At 43.5% G+C, this 23,042-nt stretch carries 20 protein-coding genes; 13 read left to right on the top strand and 7 right to left on the bottom strand.

What is annotated here, in order from left to right:
• The first annotated feature begins 64 nt into the window (after nt 1-64).
• The 10 genes from PseudUWO310_RS20390 to PseudUWO310_RS20345 all read left to right on the top strand — a co-directional run bounded on the left by PseudUWO310_RS20390 (nt 65) and on the right by PseudUWO310_RS20345 (nt 12,218).
• Nucleotides 65-688 carry a DedA family protein gene (locus tag PseudUWO310_RS20390; RefSeq protein ID WP_143122292.1) on the top strand — a complete coding sequence of 208 codons (624 nt, stop codon included), beginning with the start codon at nt 65-67 and terminating at the stop codon, nt 686-688.
• A 101-nt stretch (nt 689-789) separates the two neighbouring features.
• The gene (locus PseudUWO310_RS20385; protein ID WP_143122291.1) at nt 790-2,427 is read left to right on the top strand and encodes an iron uptake porin; all 1,638 of its coding nucleotides are present in this window, start codon (nt 790-792) and stop codon (nt 2,425-2,427) included.
• A gap of 255 nt (nt 2,428-2,682) precedes the next feature.
• Nucleotides 2,683-3,114, top strand: a complete 432-nt coding sequence (locus tag PseudUWO310_RS20380) for a cupin domain-containing protein (protein ID WP_055074670.1) — start codon at nt 2,683-2,685, stop codon at nt 3,112-3,114.
• Between the two features lie 218 nt (nt 3,115-3,332).
• Entirely contained in the window at nt 3,333-4,094 is a 762-nt protein-coding gene (locus PseudUWO310_RS20375) for an SDR family NAD(P)-dependent oxidoreductase (protein ID WP_009625849.1), read from the top strand.
• 151 nt (nt 4,095-4,245) lie between these two features.
• On the top strand, nt 4,246-5,283 hold the full coding sequence (locus PseudUWO310_RS20370; protein WP_143122290.1) for an AEC family transporter: 1,038 nt from the start codon (nt 4,246-4,248) through the stop codon (nt 5,281-5,283).
• A 270-nt stretch (nt 5,284-5,553) separates the two neighbouring features.
• A complete protein-coding gene (locus PseudUWO310_RS20365) occupies nt 5,554-6,504 on the top strand; it encodes a phosphoglycerate dehydrogenase (RefSeq protein WP_143122289.1) in 951 nt (316 codons plus the stop codon).
• Entirely contained in the window at nt 6,501-7,196 is a 696-nt protein-coding gene (locus tag PseudUWO310_RS20360) for an HAD family hydrolase (protein ID WP_190316096.1), read from the top strand. The genes PseudUWO310_RS20365 and PseudUWO310_RS20360 overlap by 4 nt, the downstream gene beginning before the upstream one ends.
• A gap of 251 nt (nt 7,197-7,447) precedes the next feature.
• Nucleotides 7,448-8,845, top strand: a complete 1,398-nt coding sequence (locus tag PseudUWO310_RS20355) for an ABC transporter substrate-binding protein (protein ID WP_143122287.1) — start codon at nt 7,448-7,450, stop codon at nt 8,843-8,845.
• A 9-nt stretch (nt 8,846-8,854) separates the two neighbouring features.
• The gene (locus PseudUWO310_RS20350; RefSeq protein WP_143122286.1) at nt 8,855-11,833 is read left to right on the top strand and encodes an ATP-binding protein; all 2,979 of its coding nucleotides are present in this window, start codon (nt 8,855-8,857) and stop codon (nt 11,831-11,833) included.
• A 172-nt stretch (nt 11,834-12,005) separates the two neighbouring features.
• The gene (locus PseudUWO310_RS20345; RefSeq protein WP_143122285.1) at nt 12,006-12,218 is read left to right on the top strand and encodes a hypothetical protein; all 213 of its coding nucleotides are present in this window, start codon (nt 12,006-12,008) and stop codon (nt 12,216-12,218) included.
• On the opposite strand, the gene PseudUWO310_RS20340 is transcribed toward PseudUWO310_RS20345, so the two are convergent.
• Entirely contained in the window at nt 12,215-12,403 is a 189-nt protein-coding gene (locus PseudUWO310_RS20340; RefSeq protein WP_143122284.1) for a hypothetical protein, read from the bottom strand. The two genes, PseudUWO310_RS20345 and PseudUWO310_RS20340, sit on opposite strands and share 4 nt — an antisense overlap.
• A 48-nt stretch (nt 12,404-12,451) precedes the next feature.
• On the bottom strand, nt 12,452-13,123 hold the full coding sequence (locus PseudUWO310_RS20335; protein ID WP_143122283.1) for a cysteine-rich CWC family protein: 672 nt from the start codon (nt 13,121-13,123) through the stop codon (nt 12,452-12,454).
• Nucleotides 13,124-13,246: 123 nt separating this feature from the next.
• On the opposite strand from PseudUWO310_RS20335, the gene PseudUWO310_RS20330 reads away from it, so the two are divergent.
• Nucleotides 13,247-14,230 carry a tRNA dihydrouridine synthase gene (locus PseudUWO310_RS20330; protein ID WP_143122294.1) on the top strand — a complete coding sequence of 328 codons (984 nt, stop codon included), beginning with the start codon at nt 13,247-13,249 and terminating at the stop codon, nt 14,228-14,230.
• Complete coding sequence (locus PseudUWO310_RS20325) at nt 14,223-15,425, top strand: esterase-like activity of phytase family protein (protein ID WP_317845601.1); 1,203 nt, start codon at nt 14,223-14,225, stop codon at nt 15,423-15,425. The genes PseudUWO310_RS20330 and PseudUWO310_RS20325 overlap by 8 nt, the downstream gene beginning before the upstream one ends.
• Here the strand turns inward: PseudUWO310_RS20325 and PseudUWO310_RS20320 are convergent.
• From PseudUWO310_RS20320 to PseudUWO310_RS20300, 5 genes are all read right to left on the bottom strand, one after another.
• A complete protein-coding gene (locus tag PseudUWO310_RS20320; protein WP_223805777.1) occupies nt 15,408-16,196 on the bottom strand; it encodes a leucine-rich repeat domain-containing protein in 789 nt (262 codons plus the stop codon). The genes PseudUWO310_RS20325 and PseudUWO310_RS20320 overlap by 18 nt on opposite strands.
• A 38-nt stretch (nt 16,197-16,234) precedes the next feature.
• The gene (locus PseudUWO310_RS20315) at nt 16,235-17,974 is read right to left on the bottom strand and encodes a helicase HerA domain-containing protein (protein WP_143122281.1); all 1,740 of its coding nucleotides are present in this window, start codon (nt 17,972-17,974) and stop codon (nt 16,235-16,237) included.
• 147 nt (nt 17,975-18,121) lie between these two features.
• Nucleotides 18,122-18,457, bottom strand: a complete 336-nt coding sequence (locus tag PseudUWO310_RS20310; RefSeq protein WP_009628102.1) for an RNA recognition motif domain-containing protein — start codon at nt 18,455-18,457, stop codon at nt 18,122-18,124.
• A 366-nt stretch (nt 18,458-18,823) separates the two neighbouring features.
• Nucleotides 18,824-20,098, bottom strand: coding sequence for a sensor histidine kinase (locus PseudUWO310_RS20305; protein ID WP_143122280.1), 1,275 nt, complete (start codon nt 20,096-20,098; stop codon nt 18,824-18,826).
• Between the two features lie 369 nt (nt 20,099-20,467).
• Nucleotides 20,468-20,986: a photosystem II protein Psb27 gene (locus tag PseudUWO310_RS20300; RefSeq protein WP_143122279.1), complete on the bottom strand. Its 519-nt coding sequence runs from the start codon at nt 20,984-20,986 to the stop codon at nt 20,468-20,470.
• A 356-nt stretch (nt 20,987-21,342) separates the two neighbouring features.
• Between PseudUWO310_RS20300 and PseudUWO310_RS20295 the strand changes: the two genes are divergently transcribed.
• Complete coding sequence (locus tag PseudUWO310_RS20295; RefSeq protein ID WP_143122278.1) at nt 21,343-22,626, top strand: DUF4912 domain-containing protein; 1,284 nt, start codon at nt 21,343-21,345, stop codon at nt 22,624-22,626.
• The last annotated feature ends 416 nt before the right edge of the window (nt 22,627-23,042 follow it).

The following is a 23,042-nucleotide window of genomic DNA, read 5'->3' as shown; positions in this document are numbered from 1 at the left end:
ACTTATATATTTAGAATGTTTAATTAGAATATTTAAAAATTTCTATACGAGGCTACAGGCAAGCGTGAACTTTTTAGAACCACAGCAATTAGTACAGTCTCTGGGCTTCTGGGGTGGACATTTAGCGATCTGGGCGATCACCTTTGCCGAATCAGGACTATTAATTGGGTTTTTCTTACCAGGAGATTCTTTACTATTTGCCTCTGGTTTTTTAGCTTCGCAGGGATTGTTGAATATAGTGATGCTAATAGTCGGTTGTTTTATATGCGCCACATTAGGAGATAACGTTGGTTATGCAACGGGTAGCCACTTTGGTTATAGGTTATTCAATAGAGAAGACTCACGCTTTTTTCACAAAAAGCATCTACTGAAAGCACAAAGTTTTTACGAAACCCACGGGCGCAAGACAATTATCTTGGCAAGGTTTTTGCCAGTAGTCAGAACCTTTGCTCCCATAGTGGCAGGTATCGGCAAAATGCACTATCCCACATTTATTAAATACAATCTATTGGGGGGATTGCTTTGGACGTTTGGTCTAACAATCCTAGGCTTTCTATTGGGAAAAAGTATTCCTAATGCCGATCGCTATGTCTTGCCGATCACCTTAGCGATCGTGGTAATTTCAGTTATTCCTTCGCTCTTACATATTTTACCCATTGGCAAATCTAAGGATAAAGCTAAAGAATAGAAACAAAATCAAATATTAAAATATCAGCCAAATATTGCTTTGACATCCAAGGTTAACAAGTTTACCCTTATAAACTAGGTGTATCAGAGGTTAATTCTTCGATGTTTAAGGCTAAAAACTCTCCATTCAATGTTCTAGCTAGTCTGTCATTTTTCGCAACCTTGGTAGTGTCACCAAGTCTTACGCACGCAGAAACAAAAACACCTCTGGCAAATAGTAACGATCCTTATAAGGAAATTCGTCTAGAGGCTGAACCCCAACCACTCGCCCAAAATGTCACTTCTGTATCCCAGCTCAGCGATGTTAAGCCAACGGATTGGGCTTTCACGGCTCTACAATCTCTCGTTGAGCGCTACGGCTGTATTGCAGGATATCCCGATCGCACCTTTCGTGGCAAACAAGCTACCAGCCGTTATGAATTTGCTGCTGGCTTAAATGCCTGCCTTGACAAAATTAATGAAATTATCTCCGCAGGGCTAGCGGATAAAGTTAGCAAAGCTGATTTAGCCACATTGCAAAAGTTGCAAGAAGAATTTGCCGCAGAGCTTGCCATTTTACGCGGTCGTGTTGATGCCCTTGATGCCAAAACTGCCAAGTTAGAGGCGCAGCAATTTTCTACCACTACAAAACTTACAGGAGAAGTGATTTTCTCCGCCACAGCGGGGAGCGGAGGCGCAAATAATGTCAGTTCCAATCTCACCTTAGGGAATCGTACAAGACTTGTTCTCAATACAAGCTTTACGGGAAAAGATCTCCTAAGAACCCGTCTAGAAGCTAGCAATAACCTTGCAGCCGCAAGCAATACGACTGCCAATAGTCTGGCTGGGGCGCTAGGTACAAACACCGCCCGCATCGGTCCTGGACCGGCCACTTCGTTTATCGACAATTCCTTTGCTCTGAGTCTGCTCGATTATAAGTTTCCGATTTTTGATAACAAGGTTACCCTTTACATTGCTCCCATCAGTTTCCCAGACGAATTCTTTACCGTGCTTTCACCAGTCGCCAGTAATGGTCAAGGTTCTATCTCTCGTTTTGGGCGCTTTGATCCCCTCATGCGGATTGCAGGTACATCTTCTCTAGTTGCCTTTGACTGGAAAGTGACAGATCGATTTAAAATCCAAGCAGGTTATGGATCTTCTAGACCTGCGGATGCCACCCTCGGCGGACAGGGAGGGCTATTTGGCGGTTCGACGATCGCACTAGTGCAGTTGTTATTTAAGCCTGCGGACAATCTTGATGCTTCTATTACCTATACCAATACTTACCACCAATCTAATACTCTGGGCACGGGCTTAGTTACTGCGGCGACAGAGTCGATTAATGCCAGCGGTGTTACCTCAATTAGAGCTAATTCTATTGGCGGTAATTTAGCTTGGAAAGTCACACCCAAAATTACGTTCCACACTTGGGGAACCGTAATTTTTGCAGATGCAGTCAATACCTCAGCATCGACCACCTTCACCAGTTGGATTACAGGTTTAACCTTCAACGATCTATTCAATGAAGGTAGCGCGGCTAGCATTCTATTTGGACAGCCGCTTAACCGTACATCCGTGAGCGGTTCCGCAGATTTAGGAAAGGTGAATACGACTCCTTACCATCTAGAAATCTTCTACCGCTACCGAGTTAGCCCAAACATTAGTATTACGCCTGGAATCTTTTGGGTGTTTAATCCTGAGGGCGTGAGCACTAATACCACGGCAACGGTAGGAGTTATCCGCACCACATTTACGTTCTAGCAATAAATATGCTACAGCCCTGCTAAGCCTGTCTGATATTTATTAGAATTGATCGAGAAATATATATAAATATAAGTAAATGGGCTTAATTAAATATAAAACCCTAAAACCTGCGGCGTACGCCGCAGGTTTTAGATCGAGATTTTAATTATGCTGAGGTACTTATACAAATATGTCTTGTATATTTCTCGATCACTTGATCGCTCGATCAGATTGTTGGGACTTGATTAAAAACCTCAATGGAGTAATGCAGCTATGACCCCGATCGCTAAACAGGATCGCGACCTTGCCACGGTAATGAAAGATGATGGTGTTGCCAAAGCCAATACCCATGACAGTATCAATCGGATCTTCAATCGTCTTGAAGATATCAAAAAAGAAATGGGCGAACCATCTTGGTCGGTACGGCTCATTTATACAGATATGATGAGTGCCGTCATGATTTGCCAAAAACCAGGAGAAAGCAATCGCACCCATTATCACGCCAATGAGGACGAATGGTGGGTAGTCATGGAAGGCGAGCTAGAGTGGGATATTGATGGGCAAGGAACCTACCGCGCCCAAAAGGATGACATCATTTTTGTTCCGCGAAAAGTGATTCATAATATTCGTGTTGTTGGCGATCAACCTTCAATTCGCCTAGCGATCGGGAAGCCTGATGTCAATCATATTTTTGTTGATAACTAGACAAATGGGAGAGAGCAAAGATCTCTCCCATTTGTTTCTTATGGCATTTTAGAATTGCCTGTGGTGGGGAACAGACAATTATCCCAATTCACGAATTTGAAAAGCTAAAAATGGCTACGCCATTTTTAGCTTTGGTATAAGGGTTTTCAAGTTAAGAAATGGCGTAGCCATTTCTTAACTTGCTATAACTTGATTGCTGTACTTACTAAGTAAATCAAATGACTAAACCACATGAATTTCCCCATGATTTTAAGGGGAAAGTAGCAATGATCACGGGAGCAAGTAGTGGCATCGGACTGGCTGTAGCCGAAGCGATCGCTTGTTACGGAGCGCATACAGTATTTATATCCCGTAGTGGTGCAACGGCGATCGTCTCCAACTTAAATGCATTGGGACAGTCAGCCTTGTCAATTTCCTGTGATGTCTCAGATGAAACCCAAGTTAAAGAGGCGATCGCTACGATATTGCAAAAATATCAACGGATTGACATCTTGATTAATAATGCTGCCATTAACCAAGTCGCCAAGATTGAAGATATTTCCCTTGAAGATTGGAACAAAGTTATGGCAACGAACCTCACCAGCCAGTTTTTGTGTTGTAAGCATATAGTTCCCATTATGAAACAGCAACGTCATGGCAAAATTATTAATGTCTCCTCCATTGCGGGTAATTTTAGAAGTAAGATATCGGGCATTCATTATGTGGCTTCAAAAGCTGGCGTAATCGGGTTTACGCGACAACTTGCCTACGAATTAGCGCCATTTCAAATTAACGTGAATGCCATTTGTCCGAGCCAAACCTATACCCCAATGTTAGCGGCAACTCTACCACCCGAAGCCGAACAGAAGTTAATCGACTCCATTCCCCTAGGGAGGATTGCCTCTATGGAAGAGCAGGTAAATGTAATTCTTTTTTTAGCATCTCAACTATCTAGCTATATGACAGGGGCGATCGTTGATGTCAATGGAGGGCAGCTATAAGTAGCTAAACGTAATTAAATTTGTGAATTAAAAACTAAACCTCGTAAGGGTTTTCAAGTTAAGAAATGGATACGCCATTTCTTAACTTGGTACTTAGATTAGCAGTTATTGCAATTTCAATTTTTACACTTAGTTCCAATGGTTCAAATCTATGTTCGCGCTAGAAAATCCTCTCTTCATACTCTACGTGAGGCTAATTGGCTGGACTCTTTTAGGTTACGTTTTAGGGAAGCTCCTGCCCAAAATTTATACCACCTATCTGGGTAAATTACTTCTATTTGGATTTGTGCCGATCAGTATTATTTCATTCTTGCGACAGGCGGATTTATCGGGATGGATTGTGATTGCACCAACTACTGCATGGGTTGCGATTTTAGTGGGGGCTGGTTTGGCTTGGATTTGGATTGATTTGGGTTTAAGTGACGAAAGATTTAAAAAGCTTTCAAGGGGGATTACTTCTCAAGAAAAGAACTTTGATAATTCTCCCTTTAATAATTCGCCATCTTCGGGGCAAGCCTTAGCGGAGGACAGTGCTTGGTCTGGAGCCACACAGGGCAGCTTCTTACTCGCCATGACCTTGGGTAATACAGCCTTTATGGGATATCCTGTCAGCCTTGCCTTAGTGGGACCTCAATATTTCGCATGGTCTCTTTTTTACGATCTCATCGGCTCCACGATCGCAGCCTATTCCGTCGGGATCGCGCTTGCCAGCCGTTTTGGCAGCATGTCCAGCAATCAGCAAGTACCTAATCCCTTCATTTCTATGGCAAAAACCCCTGCATTATGGAGTTTACCGATTGGCTTAGGAATGCGCTTTATCCCTTTGCCTACGGTAGTTTCATCTAGCATGAATGCGATCGCATGGACAACCGTAACCCTATCGCTAGTCATGATTGGGATGCAGCTTAGCCAGCTCAAAACTCTACGCAATGTTAAAAAAGCCCTAACTTGTCTGTCCATTAAGATGTTACTTACTCCCTTAGTTGTTGGTACTGGACTAATGTTCTTTGGTGTTACGGGCGAACCTCGGATGGCAATGGTTCTCCAGATGGGAATGCCTCCAGCCTTCTCAACTCTAGTTATCGCTCAAGCTTATAATCTCGATCGCGATTTGACCGTGACAACCTTAGCTTTCGGAGTAGTTCTTTTATTGTTCACGATCCCGATTTGGTTGTGGCTATTTTCGTGAAAATGTGATTTAAACAACTGCCAATAAATTTAGTCTCAAGTAAAAAATATTTAAACATGTGATTTTTACCGTAAAAAACGGTATTGCTAAATAGGCAAGGATGGGCGGTGCTTCGCGCCGCCCATCCTTGCCATAGAAATCCTTCTTGTGTTTTTTATATATTGATACATTTGGCGATAGCGATATCACCCATAGTTACGTAGACTTAATAGGAATATTTCGCCATAATTGCAAAGCTAATCCAGAAACAAACCTAGATACCAAAACTCTATGCCAAAGTTACTGATCAGTACATCTTCGTTCGATGTCAAAAGCAACCAAATATTGCAAAACTTGCAAGCTCAAGGATTTGAGATCGTTCTCAATCCCTACGGTCGGAAGCTTAAAGAAGCAGAGGTCTTAGAACTTCTAAGTGATGATGTGGTTGGCATGATTGCAGGAGTTGAGCCGCTGACTCGGGAGGTTTTAAAATCAACTCAATCTCTAAAGGTAATCTCGCGTTGTGGTATCGGTACGGATAGTGTCGATCTAAATACTGCGGCAGAGTTGGGAATTCCTGTACATATTACTCCTTCCGCTCCCGTTATTGCTGTTGCGGAATTAACTGTTAGCCTAATCCTTTCCGTTTTGAGGCGAACATCAGAAGCCGATCGCGCCCTACGCGAAGGGAATTGGAAGCCCCTGATGGGTAGATTACTTGCCTCACAGGTTGTCGGAATATTGGGCTATGGTCGAGTTGGTAATCGCGTAGGACAGCTCTTGAAAACTTTTGGGGCAAAGAGAATTGCCCATGATATTTTTTGTGATGCTTCCCTATTTGCCGATACAGTTTGCGTACCATCTTTGGAGGAATTTATTCCCAGTGCCACGGTAATTACCATCCATATTCCCTATAACCAAGATAACCATCATCTGGTTGATCGGGCTTTTATCAATAGAATGCAGCCGGGCAGTATTTTAATCAATACTTCGAGAGGAGGGCTAGTTGACGAACAAGCTTTGTATGAGGCTTTAGTGTCAGGGCATCTGGCAGGAGCCGCCCTCGATGTCTTTGAAGAGGAGCCCTATCACGGATTGCTCCGTACCTTGCCACAGGTAATTTTGACACCTCACATGGGTTCCTATGCGAAGGAAGCTCGCGTACAGATGGAGGAGGAAGCTGCTCAAAATCTACTGAACAGTCTGATTAATTTGGGGCTTGCCAAGGGAGATAGATCGTGAAAGAAAATTCACCACTAGGTCTAGCAGTAGATCCCGTATCAAATCAGGTATCAAATCAGGCGCAATACGATGCAATCGTTTTTGATTTTGATGGTGTCTTGGTTGAGTCAGTGGACGTGAAGACTGAGGCTTTTGGGGCTTTGTATGCTGAATATGGCGATCGCATTGTCGAACAGGTGAGAGCCTATCATATTTTACATGGTGGGGTATCGCGATTTGTCAAGTTTCGCTACTACCATGAAGTTTTACTTGGTAAAACTCTCACGAAAGAAGAAGAGCATTATCTGGGCGAGCGATTCTCGCAATGCGTTGAAGATGCCGTTGTTGCCGCAAAATATGTAATGGGAGCCTATGAATTTTTAGAAAATAATTATCAATCCATCCCTTTATTTGTCGCTTCGGGAACTCCCGAACTGGAATTACAGAGGATCGTGGCGCGACGAAATATGAGCCATTATTTCTTGTCCGTACATGGTTCTCCAGCTTCAAAAGGAGATATTATTCAAAATATCTTGCAGAAGTATAATTTCGATCGCGATCGCGTGTTAATGGTAGGTGATTCTCTCTCCGATTACGAAGGAGCGATCGCTGCGGGTGTAAAATTTATAGGCAGGGTACTACAATATCCATCGACCGTTCCTTTTACCGCAGATACCATAGTGTTACCAGACTTGTGTAAGTTAGCAGTTTAGCTATAAGTATGGGTTACTGCTCAGGTATGGGGCGATTTCTGTCTCCTAAATGGCAACGCCATTTTTAAAATTGGTATAACTAGCTAAGCATAAGTCAACTTACAATCTAGAAGAGCGTACCGCCCGCTATGTGGGCGGTACAAGCTATGTTTAGGTATGGTTAGGGTTTTTAACTATGCTGAACTACTTATCAAATTTATATTTTATATCGATTTTATTCAGTGTGCTTCATTTCTTAATCTTAAAAATCTATGCGTCGTCGTCAGTTTAACCAACTATCACTATCTTTAGCAGGGCTGGGGCTGGCAGCCTGTAGTGATTCCGCAGTTTTAAATTATATAAAATCTGATAAAAAAACTGAAGAAGAGCTTAAGAAAAAGTTTCGGGTTTGGTGGATTCAGAGCTTTTATCCTGCTGAAACTGAAGCGCTCTCGCAAATTGTAGCGGAGTGGGAAAAAATCAATAATGTCAAGGTGGAGATTACCTATTATAATGACGGCTCGATCAACCGTGATGCCGAAAATGCCCTAAACAATGGCAAGCCTCCCGATATCTTATTTAGTAACACCGCCGAATTTGCTCTATATCCCAAACTGGCGTGGCAAAACAAATTACTAGATGTAACTGATATTGTCGAACCAATCAAAGATTTATTTAGCCCGATCGCTCTCAAAGCGGTGTCCTACAAAAATGGAGCAACCAATAAACGTAGTTATCACGCTATTCCCATTGCTCAACTAGCCGCAGGATTGCATTATTGGCGCGACCTAGTTGTTGAGATGGGACTAAGTGATACCAATATTCCGAGAGATTGGGATGGCTTTTGGAAATTTTGGGAAACGGCTCAAGATCGGGCGAGGAGCAAGGGGAAAAAAGAAATTTATGGTATTGGCTTACCCATGTCGCCTGAAGCCACAAACACAGATACCATCTTTATGTTCGAGCAATTTCTAGAAGCCTATGGGGTGGATTTACTCGATGATAATGGTCAACTCCAAATTGATAGTCCTCAGAACTATCAAGGTATTGTTGCTGCCTTAACGAAATATGCTGGATTCTATAAAGAGGGGTATGTTCCATCCAAAGCGACACAATGGACTGATGCGGATAATAATCAGGTATTCCTAAGTAAGAATTCATTCATGACCGCCAATCCAGGACTATCGATTCCTGCTTCGCAACAATTCGATCCCGTAGTCTATAACAAAAAGTTAGTCACTACAGAATGGCCCCTAGCTCCTAGTAGCAAGCCTTTGAACTATTTAGTGGCGGTGAAACAGGCTGTTATTTTTGCCGATTCTCACAATCAAGCACTGGCCAAGAGTCTGCTCTCCCACATTATCAAACCGAGTAATTTGTTGACATACTTGAAAGGGGCTGGCGGACGATATTTCCCAACTATGCCAAAATTATTGGAAGATCCCTATTATAAAGATTCCCAAGATCCCCATATTCTCACGGCTACCAAACAATTCCAAAACACAGCCTCATTTTATGCGGCGCAAAATCCTGCCTATGCTGATGTGGGTGGGGATGAAAAGGTATGGGGAAAGGCGATCAAGTCGGTGGCTCAGGGTGATGCGACCCCAGAGCAAGCAGCTAACATCGCGATCGCGAAAATCAAAGATATTTTTGCTAAGTGGAAGTGAGGATCGAAAATGTTTAACCTATTTAGAAAGCGTTTGCTGCTTCAGCTCGTTGGATATTTCTCAATATTGTCGATTTTTACCGTATTGCTCGTAGCTTTTAGTGCGAATGTTCGCAGTCGCGAGGCTCTCAAGCGTTCAGCCTTTGACCGTTTGGCTGTTGCCACATCGCTTAAGGAATCTCAGATTACGCAATGGGTTATCGATCAGCGGCGTGATGTCAATTTAATGACCCAATTACCAGATTTCTTGGCTAATTCAGAAATTGCTTTTACAAAGGATCGCGAATCGCCAGAATTTAAAGCTGCCATCGAATCGCTCCGAAAATTTATGGTGGATATATCGCTGGTTAAGCCGAACATTCGCCAAGTTTCCATTCTCACGAATAACGGGATTACAATCGTCTCCACAGACCAAAAGAAGGAAGGAAAATATCAGCCCTTGGGAAATACAACTACCTACTTGACGCGAGATCAATCACGGGTTGTTGTGCCTAACTTTTATATCTCGCCAATTTCAGGGAAAGCCGCGATGACCTTTGCTGCACCTCTAGCCAATAAAGCAGGCGATCTGATAGGGGTAATTGCTGTAGACCTCGATCTCCAAGGTGTTGATCGGGATATTATTCGCAAAAAAGAAGGTTTAGGCGAGAGTGGCGTAAGTTATATTGTGGGAAGACTAGCTTCCAAAAATATTTTGCTTTCAGGGGAAGAATCCGATAAGGGGAACTCTCAGAATATTAAGAGCGCGGGGATTGATGCCGCAGCTAAGGGTAAGAATGGGGAAGGTTTGTATCAAAATTATAAAAATGTGCCTGTATTGGGCAGCTTTGTATGGATTGATAACCTCAATCTGGCTTTAATATCGGAAATATCCCAGTCAGAGGCGTTTGAACCAGCCGATCGCTTAGCCAGAGATATTTTGTTAATTGGATTGAGTTCCGCAGGTATTTTATTGACTGCCGTATATTTAATCGCAAGGCGAATTTCGCAACCAATTTTAGCGATCGCCGATGCCGCTAACCAAGTTTCTCGCGGTAATCTGAATTCGCAAGCCCCTGTATTAACCGAAGATGAGATCGGGATTTTGGCGATCGCCTTTAATCAAATGACCTCGCAGCTCAAGGCTTCAGGCGAACAATTAGCGGACTATAGTCGGACATTGGAGCAAAAGGTCGAACAACGCACCAGTGAGATTAAAGCGATTATCGATAACATGGTCGATGGATTGCTTGTCGTTAATAATGAAGATCAGATTACGCAGTTTAATCCTGCGATCGCAGGTATGATCGGCGTTAGTAGTAGCACGATCTCTAAATCCGAGCATTACTACGATGTATTTAAAGATCAAGCGATCGCCAATCTCCTTAAAAGCACGAGAGAGAATCCCCAACAGGTATTTAGTGAAGAATTTGCACTACCCGATCGCCGTGTGGGCAAAGCAGTCGCGACTTCAATTTTTACAGAAGCAAATAAATCAACCGAAAATCCTCTTGAATCCCACTATTTGGGAACGGTAATTCTAATTCGCGATATCACTTCTGAGAAGGAAGTAGATCGCATGAAAACCGACTTTATCTCGACCGTCTCCCACGAATTACGAACGCCCCTAACTTCTGTCTTAGGATTTGCCAAGTTAATTCAGAAAAAACTGGATGAAGCAATTTTCCCACTCATTCAGACCGAAGATAAAAAGACCAATCGGAATATTCGTCAAGTTTCGGAAAATCTTGAAATTATAGTTTCTGAAGGAACGAGACTGACAAAACTAATCAATGAGGTTCTTGATGTTGCCAAAATTGAAGCGGGGAAAATGCAATGGAACATGGAGCCATTAAATATTGAAGAAGTGATCGATCGCGCTTTTTCGGCAACTTCCGCGCTCTTTGATCAAAAGGGCTTAGCACCAGTACGAGAGATTTCTGAGAATCTTCCAGAGATTCATGGCGATAAGGATCGTCTCATCCAAGTTGTCATCAATCTCATTTCTAATGCCGTAAAATTTACTGAACAAGGAGTGATTACCTGTAAAGTAAGGGAAGAGAATCAATTCATTATTGTCAGCGTAATCGATCAAGGTGTTGGCATTTCCGAATCCGATCAGCCTAAGGTTTTTGAGAAATTCAAGCAAGTTGGTGACACCCTTACCGATAAGCCTCAGGGCACGGGGTTAGGGCTGCCAATTTCTAAGGACATTATTACCCATCACGGTGGTAAAATTTGGGTAGAGAGCGAAATCGGTAAAGGTAGTACCTTCTCTTTCTCAATTCCCGTTAGTCCTAAAAGTGAACCAACCCCCTTAATTAATTTTGATGTTCTGATCGAACAACTCAAGAAGAGAGTGATCGTTGACAGTTATCCTGATGCGGAGAATGTTAAGGCTACTTCTAAGAATATCTTGGTAATTGATGACGATGCGAGTATTCGCAGTTTACTGAGGCAGGAACTAGAATCCAAAGGGTATATCGTTCGTGAAGCGGGCAATGGGCAAGAAGCGATCGCTAAAGTCCGTGAAATTCGTCCTGACCTGATTACCCTTGATATTCTGATGGAGGGGATTAGCGGTTACGATGTAGCCGCAATTCTTAAATCCGATCCTGCTACCCTAGATATCCCTATTGTCATCGTCTCAGTATTAGATGATAAAGAGCAAGGTAGGCATTTGGGTATCGATAGCTTTGTGACTAAGCCTCTAGATATTGCGGTTTTAATGCGAGAAGTAGAACTTCTGCTTTCAGGCAAGACTCCCATTGGGAAAAAGATCCTAATAGTTGATGATGACAGTAATTCCATCGATTTATTAATGGAAATGTTGCAAAATCAAGGTTTTATTCCTTCTAAAATGTCTTCTCAAGACGATTTGCGTAGCAGTACTCTCTTAAATCAGCCTAATGTGATCATTGCTAACACGAAGTTGGCAGCACAGGTACAGGCGCTCCGAACAGAAAAGGGTATGGAACGTATCCGATTTCTATTAATCGCTGATAATTAATTAAACGTGAATTCGGAATAATTTGAAACGGGCTTTGAGATAGGGTTTGCTACGCAAACCCTACCTCAAAGCCCAAAAGTAAAAGCCTTGCGTAGCAAGGCTTTTACTTTTGGGCTTTTAAAACTTGCCAGCTTAAACCGAACTGGCGTTAGAGTATTACAGGCTGAACGCATTGGAACAAGATGACTATAGTCTTGAAGATTTTGATCCCAAAGGTGACAGTTGCAGTGCAGAATCACAAATTACAGCAATTATCGATCAAACAAACCGCAAGGAAAATTTTGAAATCGTTGCTTTGCAACGATTTCAAAATTTTCCTTGGTTTGGGTTTGAGCGCAATGCGTTGTATGTCTACCGAGCAATCGCAAAAGCTCGATCGCGCTAGATCGATAAATGGTTAGTACTTTGAGTCTGGAGCGAAGTTTTAACGGAAGGGATATTACGAATTCCTGATGGAAGCAAAGAAAGGAGGATCGTCAGACAGGCGATCGCTACCATGCTACCGATAAAAAATTTGGCAAACCATAATTCATTAACATCGGATTTGGGATTGAGCTGAGGAGAAGACATAGTAATCTTGTTTGCAATATTGCCTAGGTATGTGGAGTTACTGACGAATTAATTTACGAAAGGAGTACCCCAGAAGTTCCAATTTTCTTTGTTAAAGGGCGATCGCCATTTCTCGATTAGAGTTCTTTCTAATTGTTGACGGGGGCGCGTAGCTGATGGAGCATCCCACCAGAAGGTCATCACAATTTGAGTTGGTAGATTGTGGGTGGTATGCAGTTCTCGGTAATTCAGAACATACCTTTTACAGTCATGAACTCCTTTCCATCTTTGATGTGATCGACAGGTCTCACCAATATAGAGTAGCACGGGGAGTTCTAGCTTTGTGAAATCGATCACAAAGTATATACAGGCATCACCACTATCAGCACTGGGTAATCGATAAAATTCTGCTGGTTGAATTGGCAATTTGAAGGGATCGATCGCATCGGGATCACAGTGGTTAGACGGCAAATCGAATAAGGAGGTTTGGCGGACGGGGATCGCCTTGGTGATTGCGCTCTGGTACTTGGCGATCGCCTGTTTCCATGATTGGAGTGATTGACTGCCCATTGTATAAATTGGGCTACTGTCATGGAGACGATTGCGCTGGGTTGCTTCGCTAAAGAGCGATCCCTGTTCGTAATTCAACCCCGACATGGATTTTAAATCCCTTGTCTCTAAATTTTGATTGGCAATGGCATCGGTATTTTTACTATTGTAGGGAGTGGGGCGATCGCTCATGATGGTTGTTATAATTTTGGTAGCCAGCCAAAGGCGCAGCCTCAAAAATTATAATCAGATACCTTGCCAAAAGCCCTACCATTACCGATCGCTCAAGGGCAACCACTGACAGCACTCGCGCCCATGCAGGATGTGACGGATCTTGTCTTTATGCAAATGCTGAGCGAATATGGCTGTCCCGACTATTACGTGACGGAATACTTTCGCGTCTATGCAAACTCGAATATCGATAAGAAAATTCTGAGGTCAATTACGCACAACAATACGGGAAGACCTGTCTTTGCTCAACTAATTGGCGAGAGCATTCCCGATCTGTTGCGCATTACTAAGCAATTGACTGGCTATCCGATCGCGGGGATCGATCTTAATTTAGGCTGCCCTGCCCCGCGAGTTTATCGCAAAAATGTTGGAGGCGGTCTGTTGCGGGAACCTGACACCATCGAACGAATCTTTGCAGCCTTGCGATCGCAAATTTCGGGACTATTCACGGTCAAGATGCGGGTAGGCTTTGACTCAACCGCTAATTTTGATCGATTACTGCAATTAATTAATCAGTATCAGATCGATCTATTGAGTTTGCATGGCAGAACTGTTAAGGAGCTATATCGAGGGGAAGTCCATTACGATCTGATTCGCCATGCCGTCCAAACCGTTAACTGTCCCGTGCTGGCGAATGGGAATATTACCTCCTATCTGAAGGCAGAAGCGGTTTTACAAGAGACTGGCGCGGCAGGGGTGATGATCGGACGGGCGGCAATTCGTAATCCTTGGATCTTTCAGCAAATACGCGATCGCTTGGCGGGTCAACCAGTCCGAGCGATCACGCTCAGTGATGTCTATCATTACATTCAGCATCTCCATGCCATTACTTGCCAAGATACTTTGCGAGAAAAATCCCACATTAATAGTTTGAAAAAATTTCTGAATTTTATCGGTACGGGGATCGATCCCGAAGGACAATTTTTAGCGGGAATGCGCTTAGTGCAGTCAAAGCAGGAGCTTTTTGAACTATGCGATCGCCATTTATTAGAGCATCCCGATCAACCTTTAGCGATCGAACCCTACGAAAATCTGATTGCGCGTCCTAGTTGTGAATCCAATGCTTAAAAAAATGTCTTTACCGAAGAACTTTTGGAAGTTACTAATTTGGTTTTGTTTGGTCTTTTTCGCAACTTTTGCGATCGGCAATAGTTTTAGTGACTCATCGGCGAAGGCAAGCGATCGCACATTTACAAACGTATCGTTAGAATTTGTGAATGAGTATAAATTACCAAAACAAAAATTTGAGGATACGCCCGTTGGTGGGCTGTCAGGGCTAACCTATGATCGCCTTAATGATATTTTCTACGCAATTTCCGACGATCGCAGCGAATTTGCTCCCGCTAGATTCTATGCGCTCAAGTTGAAATTCAGTTCTAATAAAAAACAACCAACGCTAGACCATGTCGAAGTAATTGGCGTGGATTTACTGAAAGATAAAATGGGGCATACCTATCCCAAAGGCGAGATCGATCCCGAGGGAATCGCGCTCACAGGCGATCGCTCGGTGTTAATTGCCAGTGAGGGCGTAACTAGCAAAGGTATTCCGCCATTTATTGATGAATTCGATCTATTGACGGGCAAGTGGCTCCGCAGTTTGCCAATTCCATCCCGCTATTTATTCGGTGCGACAAGGGATGAGGCAAATTCCAATCCAAATTCAGGGGTATCTAAGCCACAGGGAGTAAGAGATAATCTGGGCTTTGAATCCCTCACGGTAATTCGGGATTCGATTGGCGATCCCTATCGCGTCTTTACAATTACGGAGAATGCCCTCGCTCAAGATACAAGCCCCGATCTTCGAGAGCCTTCGGAAAGCCGCTTTTTGCATTATCTAGTCAGTAATATCGCACCGATCATCGTCGCCGAGCATCGCTATCCTGTCGAGGCGATCGCTCCTCCCGTTAATCAAATCGGCGTGAATGAAATTGTCGCGATCGATCGCGGCGGTCACTTTCTCACCCTTGAGCGTTCTAATGGCTCGGCAGGACTGAGCGCTAAAATCTGGCAAATTTTTACGGGCGACGCGAACGATACTTCCTCAATTAAAAGTTTTCGCGTGACTCCTAATGTTCGATCAATCCGCAAAAAACTAGTTTTAGATTTAGCAACCCTCGGTATCAAATTAGATAATTTAGAAGGTATGGCGATCGGTCCACGCTTAGCGGATGGCTCTCAAAGCCTGATTTTAGTTAGCGATGATAATTTTAATGATTCCCAGTTTAATCAGTTCTTACTATTTCGTTTAAAAATTGCAAACTGATTCTGGCTTAATCGGACAGCCCCGATCAAGTATTGGGTTTTCATCGAGGTAGAGTCCTGTCAGATTAATTAAACTGGAAAGAGATTTCACATCCCTAATCTGATTTTTGCCGAGATAGAGTTCGGTCAAGCCAGTCAACTTCGCGAGCGGAGCAACATCTCTAATTTGGTTGTGGTAGAGTTCAAGGGAGAGTAAGTTGTTCAAGTTCTCTAGAGGGCTTACATCGCGAATACGGTTTTCAATTAATTCTAGAACCGTTAATTTTTTCAATGTTGAGAGGGGCTGGACATCATCAATTTGATTCCCCGAAAGATAGAGACTTGTCAAATTCGTTAAACTACTTAAGGGTTTCAGGTCGGTAATGCGGTTACCGTCAAGTTCGAGAGTTGTTAATTTATTTAGGTTTTCGAGCGGTTGGATATCCTTAATCTGATTATCTCTCAGATCGAGATCGGTTAAATTGATGAAACTCGCCAAGGGACGAATATCGCTTAAATCTTTAACCTCAGAGAGATTCAGTTTACTGAGGCGATAGAGTTTGATATTTGCGAACTTGCAATCTTGGGTACTAGCGATTTCTAAAAGTACTTCAACCGTTTTTTGTGTTTCTGCCGCAAGCAATGTCCTTTGCAAACACCATTGTTCAAAGTTTTGATTTGGGTTTGGTGTGGCTTCTAGGGCTGTAGTTAGTTGGGGCGTAAAGTACGATATTAGGATGGTAATAACTGAGAGAACTTGAGTGGGAACTTTGCAAGAAATAAAAAAATGCACATAAACTCCTTGTTTTGATGAGCCCTGTTCAGTAAAGATTAAAAGCCTAAATCGGCTTTGGCAGTTTCAGCGACCCTTAGCACCTCTGGCGTAGAAATTTCTTCCCAAGGAACTTCGCCGATCTCGCGATAGAAAGTCTCGTCATAGGGACGAGTTTGCACTACTACGGGCATCGGTACAGCATGACCGAGTACTAATGCCTGCTGTTTAGAATCTAATTTCGATAGGATGGTGCGGAGGTTACTACTACCCGCGACTCCCGTAAAGATTGCTTCAATATCTTTCTCATCATTCAGTAAAGCGGTGATTCTCGTGCCAATTTGGGACATTACTTCATTATCAATTCCCGATGGGCGTTGATCGACAATCAGCAAGGTCACGAAATATTTCCGCATTTCGCGGGCGATCGTTCCAAAAATCGTTTGTCTGGCGGTATTTGGTGCTAGAAATCGATGGGCTTCCTCGATGACGATCGTTAACTGCTGGGGGCGATCGCTAATATTTTTAGTTTGCAAAAAGCGTTCGGCTTGTTGGACGTAGGAATGGTGGATCCGCCTAGTGATGATATTGGTTGCCAACATATAGGAGAGTAAGTTGGATTGCGAACCAAACTCAATCACAATATGCTTGCCTGCGGCGATCGAATCGAGAATGCGCTTAATATAGTTTTCAGGACAGGCTGGGCGTAAATATTTGAGATCGTCAAGACGGTTTAGTTTGCGCTGGAGAGCCATGATCGAAGACTTGCTACCCATCTTCTGCTCGCAAAATTCTTGAATTTCGGCATTAGTCATCGCCAATAATCGCGAAATCCAATTCTTCCCAAACTCATTCCTTAAAATAATTGCGTTTTCTAAACTGGCTTCGGAGAGGTTTAATTCTTCGCGAATGAGCATTAAGTCTTCGACATCAATCTGATCGTAGCTAATGTAAAGTTCCTGCGCATCGCGAACTCCCCGCCGCTTGGTTGAGTCGGGATCGAGGGTGTAAATTTGCACCTGTGCGGGAAATAGCTGCCTTAAGCCTTTAACCGTGCTAAATCTTTTGCCTTCAGTGGCAGCTTCCCATCCATACTCAGAATGCATGTCAAAGATTAAAGTTACTGCTGCTTGCTTGCGGATAATGCCCGATAGTAACAGGCGCGTTAAAAAGGATTTTCCCGTTCCCGATTTACCAAATACACCGTTACTCCGCTCGACAAAGCGATCGAGATCGAGACAGATGGGTACGGACATATCAATAGGCTGCCCGATCGCAAAATTGCGTTTTTGAGGATCGTTTTCCCATCCAAATACTATCCGAAAGTCTCGCTCTGTGGCATCAAATACCTGCGCGAAATGGCTGGGAATTGTTTTTACTGGGAGGAGTTGAAAATCGCTAATTTCCTCAATGCTTTCAGAGGTTGCATTTTTTTTGCGTTTAGTTTTTTTGACGCGATCGCTAGTTTGAATGCTTCTTTGCGCGATTAGATCGAAGGGATTTGCGGGGACAAACATCAGCATTGGCGTTAAGGCGATCGTCCCGAATGTGCCCGTACCTGCCAAAATTTCAGTTAAAAAGGTATTCTCAGGATCGGGTGGATTCATGAGAATGCGGGGGCTGGCTGTCCCAAGGGTGACATTGGTGAGGATACAAAAAAAATGGGTATGCCGACCATGAACCACCAAGAATTTGCCGACGCGCATATCTTCGACAGAAATCTCGCCATTGAGTCGAACTTCTAACCCGTCACTTAGCGATCCCTGAACAACAATGCCTAATGGTTGCAATGAATTCATGCAAAACCTGTCGCCTCTTTTTCCCTAGAGTAGCAAAAAGAGTAGCAAAAAGAGTGATGTTCTGAACTAAAAAAACTAGAGGGCGCATAGCGCCCTCTAGTTTTTGGGATTTATTTATCTTACGATGAATACTTAGGCATTACTAATTTAGTAACGACCGCCGCCACCGCCAGACTTATTGTAACCACCGCGACCGCCGCCGCCGCCTCTGTTACCGCCGCCGCCAAACGAGTCATTATTCTCGCGAGGCTTAGCCTTGTTAACCTTGAGTACGCGACCCATCCATTCTGCTCCGTCCAACGCTGTGATGGCAGCATCTTCTTCAGCATCTTGGCTCATTTCCACGAAGGCAAAGCCACGAGCGCGACCAGTTTCGCGATCGGTAGGGAAATGAACGCGGGTTACCTTGCCGTAGTCTTCAAACACGGGCTTTAAATGATCTTGAGTAACTTCATAGGACAAGTTACCAACGTAAATAGACATTATGCTTTCTCCAAGAATTCAATGAGTATGTAGAGATAGAGATGTCGGAGAGAAGCTTGTCACGATGAAACAGAAAAAAACTGTCAGTACAGAAAACAATTACTACAACCGATAAATACTTTTACCTTACGGTCAATAGTCTAGCGCATAAGCTTTAAGTTTGGTCATATTGTTACATTTTATTTATTTTTATGGCGATCGCCTACCCTGAAGTCCGTCTGCATCAAAACTGCTGTCACCAATAATTTAATATTGATATAAATTTCAGATAAGTACCTAGGCGCAATTAAATATAAAATCCCAAAACCTGTAGCGCACGCGCCGCTTGCGCTACAGGTTTTGACTCTGGGTTTTAATTATGCCTAGTTAATTAAATGGTAAGAAAATAGTCAAAATTTCGCCATCGTAGGCGGCAGCGCTAGAATGCATTCTCACCGTAAGTTTGCCACCTAGAGCCTTGAGTAAGGTCTTGGTAGTGGGTAAGCTCAGGCTCAATGTTCCTGTCTCAGGCTGTAACATCAGCCATTGTCCTACCGCCTTAAGCAATGGCAGATCGCTTCCCCCCTGCTGCATTACTTGGGACTGAAATTGTAATTTTAAATATTCGCCTGCACTGGTGAGAATTAATTGGATGTGACTATCGGGGGGGAAACTCCGAATTAGGCGATCGACCAGACCATTAAGGACTTGAGACAAAAGTAATGCATTACTTAAAATCGCGGGAATTTCCGTTGGTAAGATCATTTCCAGTGAGATCTGTCGCCTACCCGCATGGTCTTGCCATCGCATAAATCCGTCACTTAAGATCTGCTCGATTTGTGTTGCCTCTAGTACGATCGGATAGTTATCCAGTTGCGCCGCTTCAAAAATCAAGTTAAATCTTTCGATCTGTTCGGTGCATTCCGCATCTACTCGATCCAGTCGGTTTTTGACTTCCACCGATATATCCTTGCGCCGTTTGAGCGATCGCACTAACATGCGAATTGTGGTGAGTGGCGTTCGCACCTCATGGGTAATCGCTTTGATGATATCGACTTCTTGAATTTCGGGGATCGGCAACTCTTGATGGATGGAGGATTGAGCCATCAAGATCGCCCCAAACCTTGCCATAATTTGATAGGGAGGCAATATAGGCGGAAACTGTTGTAGCTTACTTTGCCATAAAGACTGTTGCTCGGCACGACGGATACGGGGCAAAAGCACCGCGATCGCAGTTTGAATAGCTAGGGGATGTAACGACCAGATGCAACTATGACTTGTATTGGAAGAGACGACTAAAGCACTAAAGACATCAGTTACTAAAATGCATAGCCATTCTTGATTGAGCGGGTCGGACTTGGGGATGGTAACTACCTGAGTGTCACCAAGGGGCAAAGTCCCTGTGGGAAATAAGGATGACTTGCTAGTGGTAAATACCCATGTTTGTAAATCATTCTGGTGAAAGGTAGCATTGGCAAAAATATAAGGATGGTGGGCGATCGAAAATCCCTTCAGCTTTGTCTGCATAGATAACTGTTGGAGAACTGCGATCGCCCGATGCCAAAATTCCTTAGCTTCAGTTTGATGTAATTCCTCGACCAACTCATAAATTTGCGGATCTTGGTGCAAGGCCTCGTATATTGTTGCCAATCCTGTCGCCAATGTTCGTTACCTTCAGACTATTTATAGGCTTTTACCAAAAATCGAGAAAAACCAACTCCCAAATTTTCCATGGAAGTATTGTAAATTGGAAGCGCAATCCTAAGGCATAAGACTCCAAAAACCCCAAAACCCACAAATTATGACTTACGCATCGGGTAGTGGCGCGGGTGAAACCCGTGCCACTGCCTAAAACCTAGTAAACTCGTTAGCATTACGTAAGGGCTAAAATGCTCTAGGACTACCATGTAATACCAAGTAATACCAAATTAATAAATGGCTACGCCATTTATTAATTTGAAAACCCTCACTAGGTTTAGTTTTTAATTCACAAAAGTGTTGTCACACTTTCGTGAATTGGTATAAGTAAGACTAGCGACCTTGAGCTAGCGCAGCTTCGGCACGGTCAAATTCTTGTAATAGGCGATCGCGAGTTTTGGCAGGAACAGCTCGCTTCATCGAGCCGTTGTAGTATCCAGCCAGAGTATTTAAGGCTGTAGACATAGTTGTATAGGAATACAAACCGCCCTTGTCGTGATCGGCTCGATAGCGCGATACATAGGCATTGATCTTATATCTAGCCGAAGTCTTTACCGCAGCGCGATTTTCAGCATTTTCGGGCAAATTAATAGCTTCGCGTAAAGTTTTAATGGTGTCGGTAGTATCAGCAATATAATCACCCGTTAGCCCTGCATTAACGAGCGTTTGAATTTCTTTGGTAGATAAACCATCGCTTTTTCTGCTAAATAATGCCGCCTCGGCTCCAGATGTAAAGCTACCAAGTACGATCGAAGTCACCATTATCAAAGCGATCGCGAAACGACATAGGCTTTTTAAAGAAACCTGTAAAACCTCTAAGCGTTCGTGTAAAGACTCGTATTTTGCCTTCATATTTTATAAATTTATAAAAATATACAGTTGTTGTCATTAATAATCTTATGGCTTTTCGGACAACCTCCCCCAGTATCCAAAGGAGGGGATCGCAATGTTATGACTTCATGACATTGCGATCCCCAGCTAAATTTACCCGCATAATCGCTACAACAATGATGGGTCTTTGGTTTTAGCTAAGCCTATATCATGAAAACCTCTAATAAGTTCGCTTAAACCAATAGAAGATAACCCTTTCAAGCATTGACCATCTCGAAAAATTTGGCAGAATAGTTCTAGCTACAGAACGAATACTCAGTTAGATACACAAAGACGACTGAGATAGACATCATTACAAGCAGTTGGAGGTTAATTGTATGGCGAGGGAACGTCCTCCCCTAGAAGAAATGACCTTGCGTCAACTTCGCAAAGTAGCAGCAGAGCTAGAGATTTCTCGCTATAGTCGGATGCGAAAATCTCAGCTATTAGCTGATATCCAAACTATTCTCTCGGCTCAAGGTGCTGCCTCAACCCAAACAGATCGTAGTAATTCGGAGATACAAGAAATCGTGGAAGCTTCAAAGTTTAACTTGGGTAGTGAAGAAACAGAAGAGAACTTAGAATCACTTGCTGATATCGATCAAAGCATCGGTGATTTGCCAAGCGGCTATGGTGAAAGCCGTATCGTTCTATTACCTCGCGATCCGCAATGGGCTTATGTATATTGGGACGTACCCAATTCCCAAAAAGAAGAGTTGCGTCGTCAAGGCGGACAGCAACTAGCTTTGCGTCTATACGATGCCACGGATATTAACCTAGACTATCAAACTCCCAATAACTTACAAGAGTACAACAGTGACGAACTGGCAAGGGAATGGTATCTGCCGATCCCCATTAGCGATCGCGACTATGTAGCCGAATTAGGCTATCGCTGTGCCGATGGTCGTTGGTTAGTCCTAACCCGCTCCAAAGTAGTTCACGTTCCACCTGTATTTCCTTCGGAATGGGTAGAAGACAACTTCATCACCGTACCTTGGGATCAAACCCTCAAAGGACAAACCTTCTTTACATTAGTTCCTCCCGCGAAGAAAGTTGTTCCCGCTCCTGAAGAACCCGTAACCACTAGCGATAGTTCCTACGATGAGATCTTCAATATTGCGCGTGAAGCTGAAGTTCAGAGAATCTCTGGTTCTCTCTATGGCTCCATGCAGCATGAATCGGGAATTGGCGTGGCTCCTGAATCCTTAAGCTCCTTCGTCTTCCCATCAGGCGCAGGTTTGTTTGCGGGTGCGGCAGGTGCAATTAGTGCTAGCGGCATTAACTACTCTGGCATCGGCATGATGTCCAGCTATAGTTTCTTCTCTAGCGAAGCGCCGATCCGTCCTCGACAGTTTTGGTTAGTTGCTGATGCGGAACTAATTGTCTATGGTGCAACGGAGCCTGATGCCTCTGTCACTATTGGCGGTCGCCCCATCAAGCTTAATGCGGATGGTACATTCCGTTTTCACACTTCTTTCCAAGATGGTATTCAAGACTATCCCATTTTTGCCGTTGCCGCCGATGGCGAGCAGAATCGGGCGATTCACATGAAGTTCGAGCGTCAAACCCTCGAACGTCGGACGAACACGAAGGAAGAAGCCATTCCTGAATGGATTAGCTAGATGATTGAAAGATTGCCAAGCAATCTTTTAACCAAAACAGCCCTGCTTAGCAGGGCTGTTTTGGTTTTTACATAACTTGACTTAGGGCAAATCAAACCCCAAGAATTGGCTAGCGGCGCGAAGCACCGCCAGCCAATTCTTGGGGTTTATGTCTAATACCAATTTCCAAAAGTGTAGTCACACTTTTGGAAATTGAAAACCAAACCCAGTAAGGGTTTTAAAATCACAAAATGGCGTAGCCATTTTGTGATTTGGTATAAGTACATTTGGCGACAGCTATATGTAGCGGGGGAGCATCCCAATTAGGCACTAAGTATAAATACTTAAGGGAAAAGAGCTGTAAAATAGTAACAAATTAACCCGTCCAAGCAAATGACACCAGAAGAAAAAGGAAGACTTGAAGCCTGCACCAGAGA

The sequence above is a fragment of the Pseudanabaena sp. UWO310 genome (assembly GCF_006861605.1).
Classification (GTDB): domain Bacteria; phylum Cyanobacteriota; class Cyanobacteriia; order Pseudanabaenales; family Pseudanabaenaceae; genus Pseudanabaena.
This window is presented reverse-complemented; position numbering and strand designations above follow the sequence as displayed.

Coding starts and splice junctions, on each gene's coding strand:
- PseudUWO310_RS20300 (WP_143122279.1), bottom strand. CDS start 20,986: ATGAAGGCAAAATACGAGTCTTTACACGAACGCTTAGAGGTTTTACAG.
- PseudUWO310_RS20315 (WP_143122281.1), bottom strand. CDS start 17,974: ATGAATTCATTGCAACCATTAGGCATTGTTGTTCAGGGATCGCTAAGT.
- PseudUWO310_RS20365 (WP_143122289.1), top strand. CDS start 5,554: ATGCCAAAGTTACTGATCAGTACATCTTCGTTCGATGTCAAAAGCAAC.
- PseudUWO310_RS20340 (WP_143122284.1), bottom strand. CDS start 12,403: ATGTCTTCTCCTCAGCTCAATCCCAAATCCGATGTTAATGAATTATGG.
- PseudUWO310_RS20370 (WP_143122290.1), top strand. CDS start 4,246: ATGTTCGCGCTAGAAAATCCTCTCTTCATACTCTACGTGAGGCTAATT.
- PseudUWO310_RS20380 (WP_055074670.1), top strand. CDS start 2,683: ATGACCCCGATCGCTAAACAGGATCGCGACCTTGCCACGGTAATGAAA.
- PseudUWO310_RS20375 (WP_009625849.1), top strand. CDS start 3,333: ATGACTAAACCACATGAATTTCCCCATGATTTTAAGGGGAAAGTAGCA.
- PseudUWO310_RS20385 (WP_143122291.1), top strand. CDS start 790: ATGTTTAAGGCTAAAAACTCTCCATTCAATGTTCTAGCTAGTCTGTCA.
- PseudUWO310_RS20355 (WP_143122287.1), top strand. CDS start 7,448: ATGCGTCGTCGTCAGTTTAACCAACTATCACTATCTTTAGCAGGGCTG.
- PseudUWO310_RS20350 (WP_143122286.1), top strand. CDS start 8,855: ATGTTTAACCTATTTAGAAAGCGTTTGCTGCTTCAGCTCGTTGGATAT.
- PseudUWO310_RS20295 (WP_143122278.1), top strand. CDS start 21,343: ATGGCGAGGGAACGTCCTCCCCTAGAAGAAATGACCTTGCGTCAACTT.
- PseudUWO310_RS20310 (WP_009628102.1), bottom strand. CDS start 18,457: ATGTCTATTTACGTTGGTAACTTGTCCTATGAAGTTACTCAAGATCAT.
- PseudUWO310_RS20325 (WP_317845601.1), top strand. CDS start 14,223: ATGCTTAAAAAAATGTCTTTACCGAAGAACTTTTGGAAGTTACTAATT.
- PseudUWO310_RS20335 (WP_143122283.1), bottom strand. CDS start 13,123: ATGAGCGATCGCCCCACTCCCTACAATAGTAAAAATACCGATGCCATT.
- PseudUWO310_RS20330 (WP_143122294.1), top strand. CDS start 13,247: ATGCAGGATGTGACGGATCTTGTCTTTATGCAAATGCTGAGCGAATAT.